This window comes from Nocardia sp. CA-120079 (genome assembly GCF_050955745.1).
GTDB lineage: Bacteria > Actinomycetota > Actinomycetes > Mycobacteriales > Mycobacteriaceae > Nocardia.
The window spans coordinates 1,041,484-1,055,918 of sequence record NZ_CP192088.1 but is presented as its reverse complement, the minus strand read 5'-3'; the positions used below and the strand labels follow the sequence as shown (position 1 = coordinate 1,055,918).

16 protein-coding genes and 1 pseudogene are annotated in these 14,435 nt (G+C 64.9%); 11 read left to right on the top strand and 6 right to left on the bottom strand.

Annotated elements, in window-relative coordinates; all coding sequences use genetic code 11:
- Positions 1-85: 85 nt before the first annotated feature.
- Positions 86-577: a SixA phosphatase family protein gene (locus ACQPYR_RS05105; RefSeq protein WP_063047403.1), complete on the top strand. Its 492-nt coding sequence runs from the start codon at positions 86-88 to the stop codon at positions 575-577.
- Positions 578-586: 9 nt separating this feature from the next.
- On the opposite strand, the gene ACQPYR_RS05100 is transcribed toward ACQPYR_RS05105, so the two are convergent.
- Positions 587-790, bottom strand: coding sequence for a hypothetical protein (locus ACQPYR_RS05100; protein WP_062983850.1), 204 nt, complete (start codon positions 788-790; stop codon positions 587-589).
- A 95-nt stretch (positions 791-885) separates the two neighbouring features.
- On the opposite strand from ACQPYR_RS05100, the gene ACQPYR_RS05095 reads away from it, so the two are divergent.
- Positions 886-1,254 (top strand): glyoxalase superfamily protein, encoded by a 369-nt coding sequence (locus ACQPYR_RS05095; protein WP_433628179.1) that lies wholly within the window; start codon positions 886-888, stop codon positions 1,252-1,254.
- A 63-nt stretch (positions 1,255-1,317) separates the two neighbouring features.
- On the opposite strand, the gene ACQPYR_RS05090 is transcribed toward ACQPYR_RS05095, so the two are convergent.
- Positions 1,318-1,893 (bottom strand): Uma2 family endonuclease, encoded by a 576-nt coding sequence (locus tag ACQPYR_RS05090; protein ID WP_433628176.1) that lies wholly within the window; start codon positions 1,891-1,893, stop codon positions 1,318-1,320.
- 158 nt (positions 1,894-2,051) lie between these two features.
- On the opposite strand from ACQPYR_RS05090, the gene ACQPYR_RS05085 reads away from it, so the two are divergent.
- From ACQPYR_RS05085 to ACQPYR_RS05055, 7 genes and pseudogenes are all read left to right on the top strand, one after another.
- Positions 2,052-2,522, top strand: a complete 471-nt coding sequence (locus ACQPYR_RS05085; RefSeq protein ID WP_433628174.1) for a MerR family transcriptional regulator — start codon at positions 2,052-2,054, stop codon at positions 2,520-2,522.
- Positions 2,519-3,529, top strand: a complete 1,011-nt coding sequence (locus ACQPYR_RS05080) for an aldo/keto reductase (protein WP_433628172.1) — start codon at positions 2,519-2,521, stop codon at positions 3,527-3,529. Before ACQPYR_RS05085 ends, ACQPYR_RS05080 begins: the two co-directional genes overlap by 4 nt.
- Positions 3,530-3,558: 29 nt before the next feature.
- Complete coding sequence (locus ACQPYR_RS05075) at positions 3,559-3,852, top strand: putative quinol monooxygenase (protein WP_433628169.1); 294 nt, start codon at positions 3,559-3,561, stop codon at positions 3,850-3,852.
- A gap of 64 nt (positions 3,853-3,916) precedes the next feature.
- Positions 3,917-4,375, top strand: a pseudogene (locus tag ACQPYR_RS05070) (carboxymuconolactone decarboxylase family protein); the annotation flags it as partial.
- A gap of 18 nt (positions 4,376-4,393) precedes the next feature.
- Positions 4,394-4,705 (top strand): GNAT family N-acetyltransferase, encoded by a 312-nt coding sequence (locus ACQPYR_RS05065; RefSeq protein ID WP_433635015.1) that lies wholly within the window; start codon positions 4,394-4,396, stop codon positions 4,703-4,705.
- Between the two features lie 70 nt (positions 4,706-4,775).
- Entirely contained in the window at positions 4,776-5,765 is a 990-nt protein-coding gene (locus tag ACQPYR_RS05060; protein ID WP_433628167.1) for a pirin family protein, read from the top strand.
- A gap of 143 nt (positions 5,766-5,908) precedes the next feature.
- On the top strand, positions 5,909-6,553 hold the full coding sequence (locus ACQPYR_RS05055; protein WP_433628165.1) for a hypothetical protein: 645 nt from the start codon (positions 5,909-5,911) through the stop codon (positions 6,551-6,553).
- Here the strand turns inward: ACQPYR_RS05055 and ACQPYR_RS05050 are convergent.
- Positions 6,543-7,409: a helix-turn-helix transcriptional regulator gene (locus tag ACQPYR_RS05050; protein ID WP_433628163.1), complete on the bottom strand. Its 867-nt coding sequence runs from the start codon at positions 7,407-7,409 to the stop codon at positions 6,543-6,545. The genes ACQPYR_RS05055 and ACQPYR_RS05050 overlap by 11 nt on opposite strands.
- A 100-nt stretch (positions 7,410-7,509) precedes the next feature.
- Between ACQPYR_RS05050 and ACQPYR_RS05045 the strand changes: the two genes are divergently transcribed.
- Entirely contained in the window at positions 7,510-8,517 is a 1,008-nt protein-coding gene (locus ACQPYR_RS05045; protein WP_433628160.1) for an aldo/keto reductase, read from the top strand.
- A gap of 52 nt (positions 8,518-8,569) precedes the next feature.
- Here the strand turns inward: ACQPYR_RS05045 and ACQPYR_RS05040 are convergent, their stop codons facing one another.
- Both ACQPYR_RS05040 and ACQPYR_RS05035 read right to left on the bottom strand, forming a co-directional pair.
- Complete coding sequence (locus ACQPYR_RS05040) at positions 8,570-9,040, bottom strand: PaaI family thioesterase (RefSeq protein WP_433628157.1); 471 nt, start codon at positions 9,038-9,040, stop codon at positions 8,570-8,572.
- A gap of 68 nt (positions 9,041-9,108) precedes the next feature.
- The gene (locus tag ACQPYR_RS05035; protein ID WP_433628155.1) at positions 9,109-9,426 is read right to left on the bottom strand and encodes a CD225/dispanin family protein; all 318 of its coding nucleotides are present in this window, start codon (positions 9,424-9,426) and stop codon (positions 9,109-9,111) included.
- A gap of 195 nt (positions 9,427-9,621) precedes the next feature.
- Between ACQPYR_RS05035 and ACQPYR_RS05030 the strand changes: the two genes are divergently transcribed.
- Complete coding sequence (locus ACQPYR_RS05030; RefSeq protein WP_433628153.1) at positions 9,622-10,329, top strand: hypothetical protein; 708 nt, start codon at positions 9,622-9,624, stop codon at positions 10,327-10,329.
- Between the two features lie 133 nt (positions 10,330-10,462).
- On the opposite strand, the gene ACQPYR_RS05025 is transcribed toward ACQPYR_RS05030, so the two are convergent.
- A complete protein-coding gene (locus ACQPYR_RS05025; RefSeq protein ID WP_433628152.1) occupies positions 10,463-14,416 on the bottom strand; it encodes a DNA-directed RNA polymerase subunit beta' in 3,954 nt (1,317 codons plus the stop codon).
- Positions 14,417-14,435 lie beyond the last annotated feature (19 nt).

Sequence of the window (14,435 nt, the reverse complement as noted above, 5' to 3'; positions counted from 1 at the left end):
CATGAGGCGCCGTGATTGTGATGCCGCTTTCAGTTTGCCTCGAGTGTGTTCGAGGCCTCTCCTCCGGAGGGCTTACGGTATCTCCATGGTGCGGACTCTGATCCTCATGCGGCACGGTAAGTCGTCCTATCCCGACGGTATCTCCGATCACGAACGCCCGCTCGCTCCGCGTGGTCAGCGCGAGGCCGGACTTGCCGGTCAGTGGTTACGCGAGACCCAGCCGCCGATCGATGCGGTACGGTGCTCGACCGCCACCCGCACGCGGGAAACGCTGGCCGCGACCGGAGTTACCGCGCCGGTGGTCTACGAGGCGGGCATCTACGAGGCGTCGCCGCGCACGCTCATCGAATTGGTCCAGCTCAGCGATGACGATGTCACGACCCTGCTGGTCATCGGACATGCGCCCGGAATGCCGTGGACGGCTTGGGAGTTGGCGAGCAATCGCGACTCCGATCCGGCGATCGAGCTCAGCCGAAAATTCCCCACGTCGGCGCTGGCGGTGCTCGAATTCGACCGGCCGTGGGCGCAGGTGGACGAGGGCACCGGCGATCTGGTGCGCTTCCACATTCCGCGCTGATCGCGGACGTCAGTGCAATAATTTGCCGCCGACGACCACGACGACGCCGAGGACGACGAGCAGCACGAACGCGGCGAATCCGCCGAGCAGCCACCACACGACGCCGAGCGCCAGCACGAACGGCGCCACCGCGATGGCGGTGATCACGGGGCTTTCCTTGACCGTGGCCCAGGCCGAGCGGGCCCTGATCCGGTCGATGTCCTTACCTGGCATGTCACCAGGGTAGGTGCGAAAACCCGTTCTCGCCGTCGAGCTGACGGGATGCCTCCGCTAGTGACTGCTTGCAGGTCACTCGAAATAATCAGCGGATGGATTGGAAAATCGAACTGGTCGCGATTCCGGTGACCGACGTGGACCGCGCCAAGGACTTCTACACCAAGATCGGCTTCAACGCCGACCACGACCACCGCGTCGACGAAACCCTGCGCTTCGTCCAACTGACCCCACCCGGCTCCGGCTGTTCCATCTGCATCGGTGAGGGCATCACCGACGCCGCACCCGGCAGCGTCCAAGGCATGCAGATGGTCGTCGCGAGCGCCGAGGACGCGTACCAGCAGCTGGTCACGGCCGGTGTGGACGCGTCGCCGGTGGTGGATATGGGCTGGGGCCTGTTCACCTTCTTCACCGACCCCGATGGCAACAAATGGGCCGTGCAGGAGCTGCCCAAGCGCGACTGAGTCCGCGGCGGCACGTTGGTCATCGTCGCGCATCGGATGCGCGGCGATGACAGCGTCCGGTCACTATCCCAGCTGATCGAGCCGAATCGTCAGCGCGCACGGCGAGTTGGTCGTGAACTCGCCCGTCACCTCACCGTTGTCGGCATATCCGAGTTCATCGGTGAGCACGAAGGCGACCAGACTCAATGGCGTGGTCAGATCGAGGATCCAGTAGTGCGAGATTCCGGCCTCTGCGTACTCGCTGCGCTTGGTGACATAGTCCGTGCGCCGAGAACCAGGAGAGACGATCTCGACCACAACGTGAACAGCCGACGCGCGCAACACTCCCCCCTCAGCCTCGACCCGCTGGTACTCCGAACTGTCGACAATGACCAGATCAGGCCGACGGACTGTGGCCGGTCCCTCCGCAGGGACCAGTTGTAAATCAACATCGACGTCCGGGACGGCGACAAGTTCGTCCGGCAACTGTTCGTCCACCTGGCTGAAAAGTCGGGCCCCCAGCCTCATGTGACGTGGCTTCGGCGACGGCGACATCATCAGAATCCCCTCCTGCAGTTCCCAACGCGTCTGATCATCCTCACCGAGTGCCTCGTACTCGGCGATAGTCAGCAGCCGCCATGGCTCAGGAAGTGCCGTCACCCTCGCTCCTCAGCTCGCCCCACCCTGGTCGGCTCCAGTGTCCCACGCAACGCACACAGCCAGCGGCAAGCAATTCCGTGATTCGGCAGAATGGGGCTTGCTTGGAGTGCGCTCCAGGTGGCTAACGTCGGTTGAGTTCATCGAGAAGGGCGAGTGCAGTGGGTGGAGCCGTAGGTCAGGTTGTCGGTGATCAGCAAGTCGTCGATGCGGATCGGGAGAAGCCGCAGTATTCGATCGGCGAGGCCGCCGATCGGTCGGGACTGAGTCGCGACACGCTGCGCTGGTACGAGCGGATCGGACTGATGAACTACATCGGGCGCGATCACGCCGGGAAGCGGCGCTTCAGCAATCGCGATCTGGAGTGGTTGGCGTTGATCGGCAGGTTGCGCACCACCGGGATGTCGGTGGCGGACATGGTCCGCTACGCCGAATTGGTGCGGGAGGGGGAATCCACTGTGCCCGAGCGGCTGCAGATGTTCCGCAATACCCGCTCGGAGGTGCTCGCCAAGATCGACGAACTCCGTCAGACGTTGGCCGTACTCGACTACAAGATCGACCTGTACGAGGGCAAGACCGCCGCCGTCAAACCGGCCGCACTCACGCAACCATGCGAAGGGATCAAAATATGACCTCACTTCCGATTGCGGCATTGGGCGCCAGCGGCATCCAGGTGGGTGCACAAGGCCTGGGCTGTATGGGAATCAGCGATGCCTACGGTCCGTCGGATCTCACCGAATCACGGGCAACCCTCGATCGCGCACTGGAACTCGGCGTGACCCTGTTCGATACGGCCGATATGTACGGCTCGGGTCACAACGAGGAATTCCTCAGCGACTTCGTGCGCACCAACCGCGACGAGGTGGTCCTCGCCACCAAGTTCGGCATCGTCCGCAAGGCCGACGATCCCACCTACCGCGGTATCGACAACTCGCCCGAATACATCCGCAATGCGGTCGATGCCAGCCTGCGCCGCCTCGGCATCGACACCATCGACCTGTACTACATGCACCGCCGCGATCCCGCGGTCCCGATCGAAGAATCGGTCGGCGCGATGGCCGAACTCGTCGCACAGGGCAAGGTTCGGACGCTCGGCCTGTCCGAGGTGACCGGTAAGGAACTGCGCGCGGCCCATGCGGTGCATCCGATCGCGGCCGTGCAGTCCGAATGGTCGCTGTTCTCCAGAGATGTCGAGCGCAGCGCGGTACCCGCCGCCGCCGAACTCGGCGTGACATTCGTGCCGTACTCGCCGCTCGGTCGCGGATTCCTCACCGGATCCTTCGCCGCGGCAGGCGAATTGGCCGATGGTGCGGACTTCCGGCACCGGCAGCCGCGCTTCTCGGGCGACAACGCGGCGCACAATGCCGAACTGCTCGCCCCGCTGCGCGCCATCGCGGACGAGCGCGGAATCTCGCTCGCGCAAGTGGCATTGGCGTGGGTGCATGCCCAGGCGGGTGTGCACGGACTGACCGTGGTCCCGATTCCGGGCACTCGCAGCCGCACCCGGCTCGCCGATAACGTCGCCGCCGCGACCATTTCGCTCACCGCCGACGAATTGGCCACGCTGGACCCGATCGCCGACAAGGTGGCCGGCGACCGGTACGCGGATATGTCTTTCACCTCCGTCGGCCGGGAATGACGGACCACACAGCAGATCAGGAGGCATCGGTGTCCACACTGACGCTCAATGTCCGGTTCACCGCCAAGCCCGGTCACGAGACCGAACTGCGCGAGACGCTCGAGGATTTGGTCGCGCCGACGCTCGCCGAGGCGGGCTGCATCGCCTACGAGCTGTATCTGCACCCGAGCGATCCGAGCCGGGTGGTGCTGCTCGAGGAGTGGGTCGACGAAGCGGCGCTCGCGACGCATTTCGAAACCCCGCATCTGCAGGAGGCGGCGGTCGTATTGAACGAGATCCTGATCGAGCCGTTCCAACTCCGCCGGTTCCACGAGGTCGCCTGATCCCCAATGCAGCACGGTGAACCGGACCGCAGTCCGGGCACCGTGCTGCTCTACTATCCGGACCATGGAGTCCTCCGGTAGACGCGTGTTCATCGATAAACAGACACCCGAGGCGTTCCGAGCGCTGAACACCGTGGCAAGTGCGGTCCGCGCGGCCGGTGCCGCGGCCGGACTCGACCGCAGGCTCATCGAACTGATCAACGTGCGCGTCTCGCAGATCAACGGCTGCGCCTACTGCCTGGACGTACACCATCGCGCCGCCGTCGCGGCCGGTGCCACCGAGCGCGAACTCGCCGTGCTGTCCGCGTGGCAGCGGACCGAGCTGTACACGCCGCTGGAGCGGGCCGCGCTGGCACTCGCCGAACTCACCACCACGCTGCCGGACGAGGACACGCTGGACCGTGAGTACGCTCTGGCACGCGAGCATTTATCCGATGAGCAGGTCTCGGCGATCCTGTGGGTCGCCACCACGATCGGCGCGTTCAACCGCGTGTCGATCCTGAGCAAGCACCCGGTCCGCCCGACGAAGGAGAAGTCGACCATGACCGAATCGACGCCCGAGAGCAAGGTCGCCCGCAACGACGAGAAGAAGCGCTACGAGGTGTTCTACGGCGGCGAACTCGCCGGATTCGCCGACTACGAGGAGCGCGACGACGAGACGGTGTTCATCCATACCGAGATCGATGGCGCGTTTTCCGGTAAGGGCCTCGGCACCGTCCTGGCCAAGAATGCGATCGAGGATGCGATCGCCCGCGGCCGGGTGATCCGGCCGCTGTGCCCGTTCATCAAGGCCTACCTGGAGAAGCATCCGCAATACGACGAGCATGTGGTCGGCAAGGGCATCACCCGATGAGCGAGCGCAGCGAGCGAACATCAACAATAAAGTCGGTCATGCCGGAGCCGAGCGCTAGCGAGGCGCAGGCATGAGCGATTTGGATCCGCATCCAGAGGAAGCGGTGTGCGAGGCCACACCGGGTCCCGGTCCGGTCGCGGAGCTCTATCCGGCGCGTGAGGTCCCGCTCGGCGGGGTGCGCGGCGTTTATGTGGAACGCGTACTGCCGCAACGTGATCTGCCGACCGTCGGCGCCTGGTGCTTCCTCGATCATTTCGGCTCGCCCACGGTTACCAAGACGGGTGCGTCACCGGATATCGATCCGCATCCGCATATCGGATTGCAGACGGTGACCTGGCCGTTCGACGGACGCATCCGCCACCGCGATTCGATCGGCTCCGATGTGGAGATCGAGCCGGGACAGCTGAATCTGATGACCTCCGGTCGCGGCATCGCGCATTCCGAGTACGGCGTCGCGGGGGCACACGCCGGGCACGGGCTGCAACTGTGGATCGCGTTGCCCGGCAACAGCCTCGGGATCGATCCGCATTTCGAACAGCATCGCGAACTGCCGGTCTACCAGGCACCCGGGGTGCGAGCGATCGTGCTGATCGGCACGTTCGCCGGACTCACCTCGCCCGCCAAGGCGTACACGCCGATCGTCGGGGCGGATGTGCGAATCGAACCGGGCACCGACACCGCCATTGCCCTGGATCCCGATTTCGAGCACGCACTGATGGTGATCGAGGGCAGTGTCACAGCCGATGGCACCGAAATCGCCGCCGGCCCCCTGCTCTACCTGGGCACCGGACGCGAGGAGTTGCGGCTCAGCAGCGCCGAGGGCGCGCATTTCGCGCTCATCGGCGGCGAGCCGTTCGGCGAGGAATTGGTGATGTGGTGGAACTTCGTCGGCCGCAGCCATGAGGACATCGTCGAAGCCCGAAACGATTGGGAGAAACACGTTGTCGAGCGTTTCGCCGATATCGCGGGCCACACACCGGAACAGCGCATTCCTGCTCCGCCCCTGCCCGGTCTGCATCTGAAGCCCCGTAGACGTCGCATGGGTTCGGCCAGGAGCTGAATCCGAAGCACCACAAAACAATCGGGACTTTCTCTGATGGGTTGGAATTCGGGACGAAAACCCTTCAACATCCGATCACGAAACGGTATCTTCGTCCGGAACAAACCGGACATTCCGCGCCGGTGGTCGGATGAAAGAGCAGGATGAGGATCTCCAGAATCACCGCGACGGCACTGCTTGCACTCGCGGCCACCACGATCGGCACCGGCATCGTACACGCGGAACCCGCACCGCCCGCACCGAATTCGACCGCCGACGTACCACTCGATCTGCAGGGTTTCTTCCAGCACATCGGCTACCACGTCGCGGCGACCGAGAACCGCCACGCCGTGGTGACGACGATTTCCGAGGGACGCTGGGATCTGGTCCGCGACAACAAGGTCATCTCGCTGACCGATGCCAACGGACAGGTGGTCGCCGCGCTGCCGACCGCGGTGAAGATCGCCGGACATCGGATCGATCTGGTGCCTGCCATCGATGCGGCGGGCTCCCGGCTCTCACTCACCCCGATCAGCACGACCGACGATCCGGTGCGGGAGGTGAGCACCGAGCAGCGCTTCTTCGATCAGGTCGAGAAGTCCATGCCGCAGGTGCTGACCGGTGCCGCGATCGGTGCGGCCATCGGATTCGTCCTCGGTTTCCCGCTCGGTCTCTTCGTCTTCGACTTCGTCACCGTCCCGGTCATGACCGTGGTCGGCGGGGCCATCGGTGCGTTCGCCGGTCTGTCCGCCGGTGGTGGTGAACCGGCCGTTCAGGCGGCGATGGATTACTTCGATCTCAATCCCTGAGCGAGCCGATATCGTCGTGCGGCAGCAGGCGCTGGGTCCCGATGACGCGCAATAGATCCAGCTTCTCCGCGGCATCGGTGCCCGGACGCGGCATATAGACCAGTAGCCGCTGTGCCGCGTTCGGGGTCAGCAGGGTTTCGCAGACCGTATCGATCGCGCCCACCTCGGGGTGCAGGATCCGCTTGATATCCGAAGTCCGCACCGCCACTTCGTGTTCGTGCCACAGCTGCTCGAATTCGGTACTGGCGGTACGCAATCGGCTCACGAATTCGGTGACGTCGGCGTCGCCGGATCGGCGCGCGGCGGTGGCGCGCAGATCCGCGACGTGGTTGCGGCCCAACCGATCCCAGTCGTCCTCTGGGAACAGCGATCGCCCCTGTGGGTCGGTGAACCAGCGCCAGGCGTAGAACCGGTCCCAGCCACGCCGATTCGTGTGGTCGCCGACCAGCAGGGTGTGCATCCGGTTCTGCACCAGGACCTCGCCGAGGTCGGTGATGACGGTGGCCGCGGTGTCGTCCAGTTTGGCCAGCACGTGCATGATCCCCGGAGCGACATGCCTATCGGCCACCTCGCGCCCGGGCGGCGCGTGATCGCACAGGTGATAGAGATGGTCGCGCTCGTCATTGCTGAAGCGCAGCGCCCGCGCCAACGCGGCCAGCACCTGGGTGGAGGGCCGCGGGCCCCGGGATTGTTCGAGGCGCGTGTAGTAGTCGGTGGACATCCCCGCCAGCATCGCCACCTCGTCCCGGCGCAGGCCGGGCGTGCGGCGACGCACTCCCGGTGGCAGCCCGACGTCCGCGGGCGTCAACTGTTCGCGACGCCTACGCAGGAAATCGGCCAGTTCGGATCGGTCCATGTCACCACTGTCCCGCAATACCCTCCGCCCAGCCAGGGATCGCCGCTCCCCCGATAAGCGATCTCTCCCGCAACCCTTCAGCAGGGGTCAGGCTTATCCCATGACGACATCGAAGATCACCACCGAGCTCGGCGACACCGGCCCGACGGTCGGCCGCATCGGACTCGGCGCCATGGGCATGTCCGGCATGTACGGCACCACCGACGACGCCGAATCGATTGCCACCATCCACGCCGCGCTGGACTCCGGTGCCAACCTCATCGATACCGGCGATTTCTACGGCGCCGGTCACAACGAGATGCTGATCGGCAAGGCCATTGCCGAGCGTACCCGCGAGGACGTGGTGCTCAGCGTGAAGTTCGGTGCACTGCGCGGGCCGGGCGGCACCTGGGGCGGCAGCGACAATCGACCGGTCGCGTTGCGCAACTTCCTCACCTACAGCCTGCAGCGCCTCGGCGTGGATTACATCGACATCTACCGTCCCGCACGCTTGGACCCGAATGTTCCGATCGAGGAGACCATCGGCGCCATGGCCGAACTCGTCGAGGCGGGCTATATCCGGCACATCGGCCTGTCCGAGGTCGGCGTCGACACCATTCGCCGGGCCGCCGCCGTGCACCCCATCGCCGATCTGCAGATCGAATATTCGCTGATCTCCCGTGGGCTCGAAGCCGAAATCCTGCCCGCGGTAAGGGAACTCGGCATCGGCATCACGGCCTACGGTGTGCTGTCGCGCGGTCTGCTCAGCGATTCGGTCCGCCCGGGTGCGACCTTCGCACCGACCGACTTCCGCGCCCACAGCCCGCGCTTCCAGGGTGAAAATCTCGACCAGAACCTGAAATTGGTCGATGCTCTCGCGAATATCGCTGCGGAGAAGGATGTTTCCGTCGCACAACTGGCCATTGCCTGGGTACTGACCCGGGGCACGGATATCGTGCCGATCCTCGGCGCGCGCACTCGCCAGCGCTGGTCGGAATCCCTTGGGGCCGTAGATATCCAGCTCAGCGCCGACGAACTGGCGACCATCGAGGCCGCGGTGCCCGCGGATCAGATCGCGGGCGAGCGTTATGCGGCAGCGCAGATGGCGCTGCTGGACAGCGAGCGCTGACGTGGCTTACGGGAGGGCGCGCTCAGGCCGCCCTCCCGAGCGGGTCGATCGATCACTTCCGGCGTGGCCGAATGACCGCCGTGAATGCCGATGCGGCAACGGACTTTCCGGTGCTATCGGTTATATCCACCGGGACCTCCAGCTCGACATCGACCCGCGCCGCAATATCGGCGCGGACCTTCTCGAGGATGTCGGCGGTCAACTCGGAAGTCGCGCGGAACGGACCCGCCTCGCCCCTGGCCCGCGCCAGATATTCGATCCGGCCGTCGCGGGCGACGATGAACGTCTCACCCATGAGATCGACGATGCCCGAGATCGACGCGCCCATCGCCGCCGTCTCGGCCAGGCCGAACAGCACCGCGGCATGCAGATCGCCGTTGTGGTTGAGATGTTCGGGCTTCGGCGCGATCGTCACGACATTGCGGCCGGCGCTGAACTCCACTCCTTCGATACCGGCGAACTGGATAAATCCCAGCTTCTGAAATCCGGCCATCACCAGATCGCCCATGGCCGCGTCATCCATCGCATCTCCCACCGAACTGAAACGTGTTCTAATTTCATACTCCGGCGGGACAGCGGTTGTCCACCGCGTCAGGAAGCAGATCGGGTGAGCGTGACCACCAGGTAGCCGAGTCCGAGTACCACGCACAGCACATTCGCCACCATGGCCCCGATCGCCCAGCCTCGCGCCTTCTTCGACGCGTCGACCGCGCCCGCGACGTCGCCCGCGATCCACTTCGAATGCACCTGGGTACCGAAGACGATCGCAACCAGCCCGACCGCCGTCCCCACCAGGCAGGTCAGCGTGCCGATAATCGTGGCGACGACCGCGAAGCCCAGATGTGCCGGTGGTTCGAACTGCGGCTGGGCCGGCGGGTAGCCATAGCCGGGCTGTTGTCCATATGTCATGGGTGGGGATCCCGTCTCGAAGTCGGCGGCCGGGCCCGGCATTTCGGGCGGTACCAGCCTACGAACACAACCTTGCAACCATGGCCGATGATCGCGCGATCGGCTCGGCTTGGGCACAATTGACAACGGTGGCATGTCTATCGCGATTGGATATTGCATGACGGCGTTGGCGCGGAAAGCAGAGGAAAAGCCGATGTGTCTGCGGCCGATCGGGCGGTAGGGCCGATGTACGACCCGACCTCCGATATCGATCGGATCATCGCGCAGCAGGTGGGTTGGTCCACGGCCGACGACCACCTGCTGTACACCTGCGGTGTCATCGACTTCCTACTGCACGACCGGCTTGCCGAACTGCCGACCCGAGCCACCATGGTCCGAACCGAATCCGACGAAATATGCCTGGCCGAGGGCCCTGCCGTCTGGTTTCAGTGGCGGGCGGTCGGCGACGGAACCTGGAATCGCAATAGCGTGACCGCAGTCGGCACGCTGTCCTTCGTGGCGGCGGCCCATCTCGGCAATGCCATGGCGAACCGCTCGCGACGCCGCCAAGCCGAGGCCGGACTGCGCCCGCGCTGGGTGGCCGAACGTCCCGGCTCGGTAATGGTTTCGGACCGGCGCATGTACTGCTACAACGCCGATCATTCGTTCTCGGTGCATTGGTCGGGTCTGGAAATGGTGGATATGCCCGGCCCCGATCGACTGATCTGCCGTTATCCGGACCGAAACGGCAATCCACATCTCCTCCAAATCCAAAGCCCATGGGCTGTACTGATTTTCGCACTGGCGGCACACACGCAGTTCCCGAGCCATCCGCTCTTGCGCTCAGGTAACTGGCTACCGGCGGGGTTCGAGGAAAAGTGCCACATCGCAGGCAAAACCTGTCCGCGAGTACGTCATCGGTGATACACCCTCGGCTGCTGATACTCGCTCAGCCACCTTCCGACGACGCTGGTCACACCTGAACGCACGCACAATGCGAACGGCCCCCGCTCCTGGAAGGGAGCGGGGGCCGAATGCTGTTACGGCGCTACCGGAGTCAGCGGTAGTCGCTGAAACCGTAATCGTCGAGCGGGACCGCGGCACCGGTGGTGGTGCCGAAGCTGTCCGGGCTGTAGTAGGTGTCGTCGTAGGACGGCACCGCGTACGCCGCGGCACGAGCCTCTTCGGTCGGCTGGACCTGGATGTTGCGGTAGCGGTTGATACCGGTACCGGCCGGGATCAGCTTGCCGATGATCACGTTTTCCTTGAGGCCGATGAGCTTGTCCGAGCGGCAGTTGATGGCCGCATCGGTCAGGACTCGGGTGGTCTCCTGGAACGATGCCGCCGACAGCCACGAATCGGTCGCCAGCGACGCCTTCGTGATACCCATCAGCACCGGGCGACCCGCCGCGGGCTCATTGCCCTCGGCGACGACGCGACGGTTGGAGGCCTCGAACTCGGAACGCTCGGTGAGCGAACCGGGCAGGAACTCCGTGGCACCCGAATCGATGATCGTCACGCGACGCAGCATCTGGCGCACAATGACCTCGATATGCTTGTCGTGGATCGACACACCCTGCGAGCGGTAGACCTCCTGGACCTCGTGGACCAGGTGGATCTGCACCTGACGGGGGCCCATCACACGCAGCACCTCGTGCGGATCCGCGGCGCCTTCCAGCAACTGCTGGCCGACCTCGACGTGGTCACCGTCGGAGAGCAGACGCTCGGTGCCGTCGTCGTGCTTGAACACACGCAGACGCTGACGCTTCGAGAGCTTGTCGTAGACAACCTCTTCGCCACCGTCATCCGGGATGATGGTGATCTTGTAGAAGCGATCGTCGTCCTCGAGCCGCACCCGACCCGAGACCTCCGCGATCGGCGCCTTGCCCTTGGGCACACGAGCCTCGAAAAGCTCCTGCACACGGGGCAGACCGCCGGTGATGTCGTCACCCGCGACACCACCCTGGTGGAAGGTACGCATGGTCAGCTGGGTACCGGGCTCACCGATGGACTGCGCGGCGACGATACCGACGGCCTCACCGATGTCGACCAGCTTGCCGGTCGCCATGGAGCGGCCGTAGCAGGTCGCGCAGACGCCGGTGCCGGTGGTGCAGGTCAGCACGGAGCGGACCTTCACATCGGTGATACCCGCGTCGAGCAGCGCCTCGATGGCCGGGTCGCCGAGGTCGGCGCCCTTCGCAACGACGACATTGCCCTTGGCGTCCACTGCGTCCGACGCGAGCGTACGCGCGTACGCGCTGGTCTCGACATGCGCATCCCGGATCAGCGAGCCGTCCAGCTGCTTCTCCGCGATCGGCACGACGATGCCGCGCTCGGTGGCACAGTCGTGCTCGCGCACGATGACGTCCTGCGAGACGTCCACCAGACGACGGGTCAGGTAACCCGAGTCGGCGGTACGAAGCGCGGTGTCGGCCAGACCCTTACGAGCACCGTGGGTGTTGATGAAGTACTCCAGCACCGTCAGGCCCTCACGGAAGGAAGACTTGATCGGCCGCGGGATGAACTCACCCTTCGGGTTGGTAACCAGGCCCTTCATACCGGCGAGGGTACGAGTCTGGGTGAAGTTACCGGTCGCGCCCGAGTCCACGATCGTGATGATCGGGTTGTCGGCCGGGTAGTGCGAACGCAGCGCCTTACCGACCTCTTCGGTCGCTTCCTGCCAGATCTTGACCAGGGCGTTGTTGCGCTCCTGGTGATCGAGCGCACCACGCTGGTACTTCTTCTCGATCTGATCGGACTGCGCCTCGTAGCGCTCCATGATCTCGGTCTTCTCCGGCGGAACGAGCACGTCCGACATCGAGACCGTCACGCCGGAACGGGTGGCCCAGTAGAAGCCCGCGTCCTTCAGCTTGTCGACGGTCTGCGCGACCACGATCATCGGGTAGCGCTCGGCCAGATCGTTGATGATCGTGGCCTGACGCTTCTTCGGCATCTGCTCGTTGATGAACGCGTAGTCCGCCGGGAGCAGCTCGTTGAACAGCACGCGACCGAGGGTGGTCTCGGCGATCCACGCGTCGCCGCGGTTCCAGCCGTCCGGGAACAGCTCCGCCTCGATTGCCTTCGGCGGGCGCTGGTCGGTGAGACGCACCTTGATCAGCGAGCGCACGGTGAGCTCAGCGCGGTCCACCGCCATCTGCGCCTCGGCGGGCGAGGAGTACACGCCCTGCTCCGGTGCGTCCTTGGTGGCCGCCTGGTACTCGCCCTTCGCGCCCTCTTCCAGGCGGGTCAGGTAGTACAGTCCGGTCACCATGTCCAGACGCGGCATGGCCAGCGGACGACCCGAGGCAGGCGACAGGATGTTGTTCGAGGACAGCATCAAGATGCGGGCCTCGGCCTGCGCCTCCGCGGACAGCGGCAGGTGCACGGCCATCTGGTCACCGTCGAAGTCGGCGTTGAACGCCTCACAGACCAGCGGGTGCAGCTGGATGGCCTTGCCCTCCACCAGCTGCGGCTCGAAGGCCTGGATGCCGAGGCGGTGCAGGGTGGGCGCACGGTTCAGCAGCACCGGGTGCTCGGCGATGACCTCTTCGAGGACATCCCACACCTGGGGACGCTGCCGCTCGACCATCCGCTTGGCGGACTTGATGTTCTGCGCGTGGTTCAGATCAACCAGACGCTTCATCACGAACGGCTTGAACAGCTCCAGCGCCATCAGCTTGGGCAGACCGCACTGGTGCAGCTTCAGCTGCGGACCGACGACGATGACCGAACGGCCCGAGTAGTCGACGCGCTTACCGAGCAGGTTCTGACGGAAACGACCCTGCTTACCCTTGAGCAGATCGCTCAGCGACTTCAGCGGGCGGTTACCCGGTCCGGTGACCGGGCGGCCGCGACGACCGTTGTCGAAGAGTGCGTCCACGGACTCCTGCAGCATCCGCTTCTCATTGTTGACGATGATCTCGGGCGCGCCCAGATCGATCAGTCGCTTGAGGCGGTTGTTGCGGTTGATCACGCGGCGGTACAGGTCGTTCAGGTCGGAGGTGGCGAAGCGGCCACCGTCGAGCTGAACCATCGGGCGCAGCTCCGGCGGGATCACCGGAACGGCGTCGAGCACCATGCCCATGGGCGAGTTGCCGTTGGCCTGGAAGGCCGCGACGACCTTGAGCCGCTTGAGCGCGCGCAGCTTCTTCTGGCCCTTACCGCTGCGGATGGTCTCGCGCAGCGATTCGGCCTCGGCGTCGATGTCGAAGTTCTCCATCAGCTTCTGGATGGACTCCGCACCCATGGCGCCGGTGAAGTACTCGCCGTAGCGGTCGATCAGCTCGCGGTAGAGCACCTCATCGACGATGAGCTGCTTGACCGACAGCTTGGTGAAGGTGCTCCAGATCTCGTCGAGCCGGTCCAGCTCGCGCTGGGCGCGGTCGCGCAGCTGACGCATCTCGCGCTCGCCGCCGTCCTTGACCTTGCGGCGGACATCGGACTTGGCACCCTCGGCCTCGAGCTCGGCCAGATCGGCCTCGAGCTTCTGGGCGCGGGCCTCGAGATCGGCGTCGCGCTGATCGGCGACCGCCTTCTTCTCGACCTCCATTTCGGCCTCGAGCGTGGAGAGCTCGTTGTGACGCAGCTCCTCGTCGACGCCGACGATGACGTAGGCGGCGAAGTAGATGATCTTTTCCAGATCCTTCGGCGCCAGGTCGAGCAGGTACCCGAGGCGCGAAGGCACGCCCTTGAAGTACCAGATGTGGGTAACCGGAGCGGCCAGCTCGATGTGCCCCATCCGCTCACGGCGCACCTTGGCACGAGTCACCTCGACGCCACAGCGCTCACAGATGATGCCCTTGAAGCGGACGCGCTTGTACTTACCGCAGTAGCACTCCCAGTCCCGGGTCGGACCGAAGATCTTCTCGCAGAACAGGCCGTCCTTCTCCGGCTTGAGCGTGCGGTAGTTGATGGTCTCCGGCTTCTTCACCTCGCCGTAGGACCACTGGCGGATGTCTTCGGCGGTGGCCAGACCGATCCGGAGTTCATCGAAGAAGTTGACGTCTAGCACGTAACTTCCTTTCCCCTAT

Excerpts from the sequence above, each read along its gene's own strand:
- ACQPYR_RS05105 (WP_063047403.1), top strand. The coding sequence starts at position 86 with ATGGTGCGGACTCTGATCCTCATGCGGCACGGTAAGTCGTCCTATCCC.
- ACQPYR_RS05100 (WP_062983850.1), bottom strand. The coding sequence starts at position 790 with ATGCCAGGTAAGGACATCGACCGGATCAGGGCCCGCTCGGCCTGGGCC.
- ACQPYR_RS05095 (WP_433628179.1), top strand. The coding sequence starts at position 886 with ATGGATTGGAAAATCGAACTGGTCGCGATTCCGGTGACCGACGTGGAC.
- ACQPYR_RS05080 (WP_433628172.1), top strand. The coding sequence starts at position 2,519 with ATGACCTCACTTCCGATTGCGGCATTGGGCGCCAGCGGCATCCAGGTG.
- ACQPYR_RS05065 (WP_433635015.1), top strand. The coding sequence starts at position 4,394 with ATGACCGAATCGACGCCCGAGAGCAAGGTCGCCCGCAACGACGAGAAG.
- ACQPYR_RS05060 (WP_433628167.1), top strand. The coding sequence starts at position 4,776 with ATGAGCGATTTGGATCCGCATCCAGAGGAAGCGGTGTGCGAGGCCACA.
- ACQPYR_RS05055 (WP_433628165.1), top strand. The coding sequence starts at position 5,909 with ATGAGGATCTCCAGAATCACCGCGACGGCACTGCTTGCACTCGCGGCC.
- ACQPYR_RS05050 (WP_433628163.1), bottom strand. The coding sequence starts at position 7,409 with ATGGACCGATCCGAACTGGCCGATTTCCTGCGTAGGCGTCGCGAACAG.
- ACQPYR_RS05045 (WP_433628160.1), top strand. The coding sequence starts at position 7,510 with ATGACGACATCGAAGATCACCACCGAGCTCGGCGACACCGGCCCGACG.
- ACQPYR_RS05040 (WP_433628157.1), bottom strand. The coding sequence starts at position 9,040 with ATGGATGACGCGGCCATGGGCGATCTGGTGATGGCCGGATTTCAGAAG.
- ACQPYR_RS05035 (WP_433628155.1), bottom strand. The coding sequence starts at position 9,426 with ATGACATATGGACAACAGCCCGGCTATGGCTACCCGCCGGCCCAGCCG.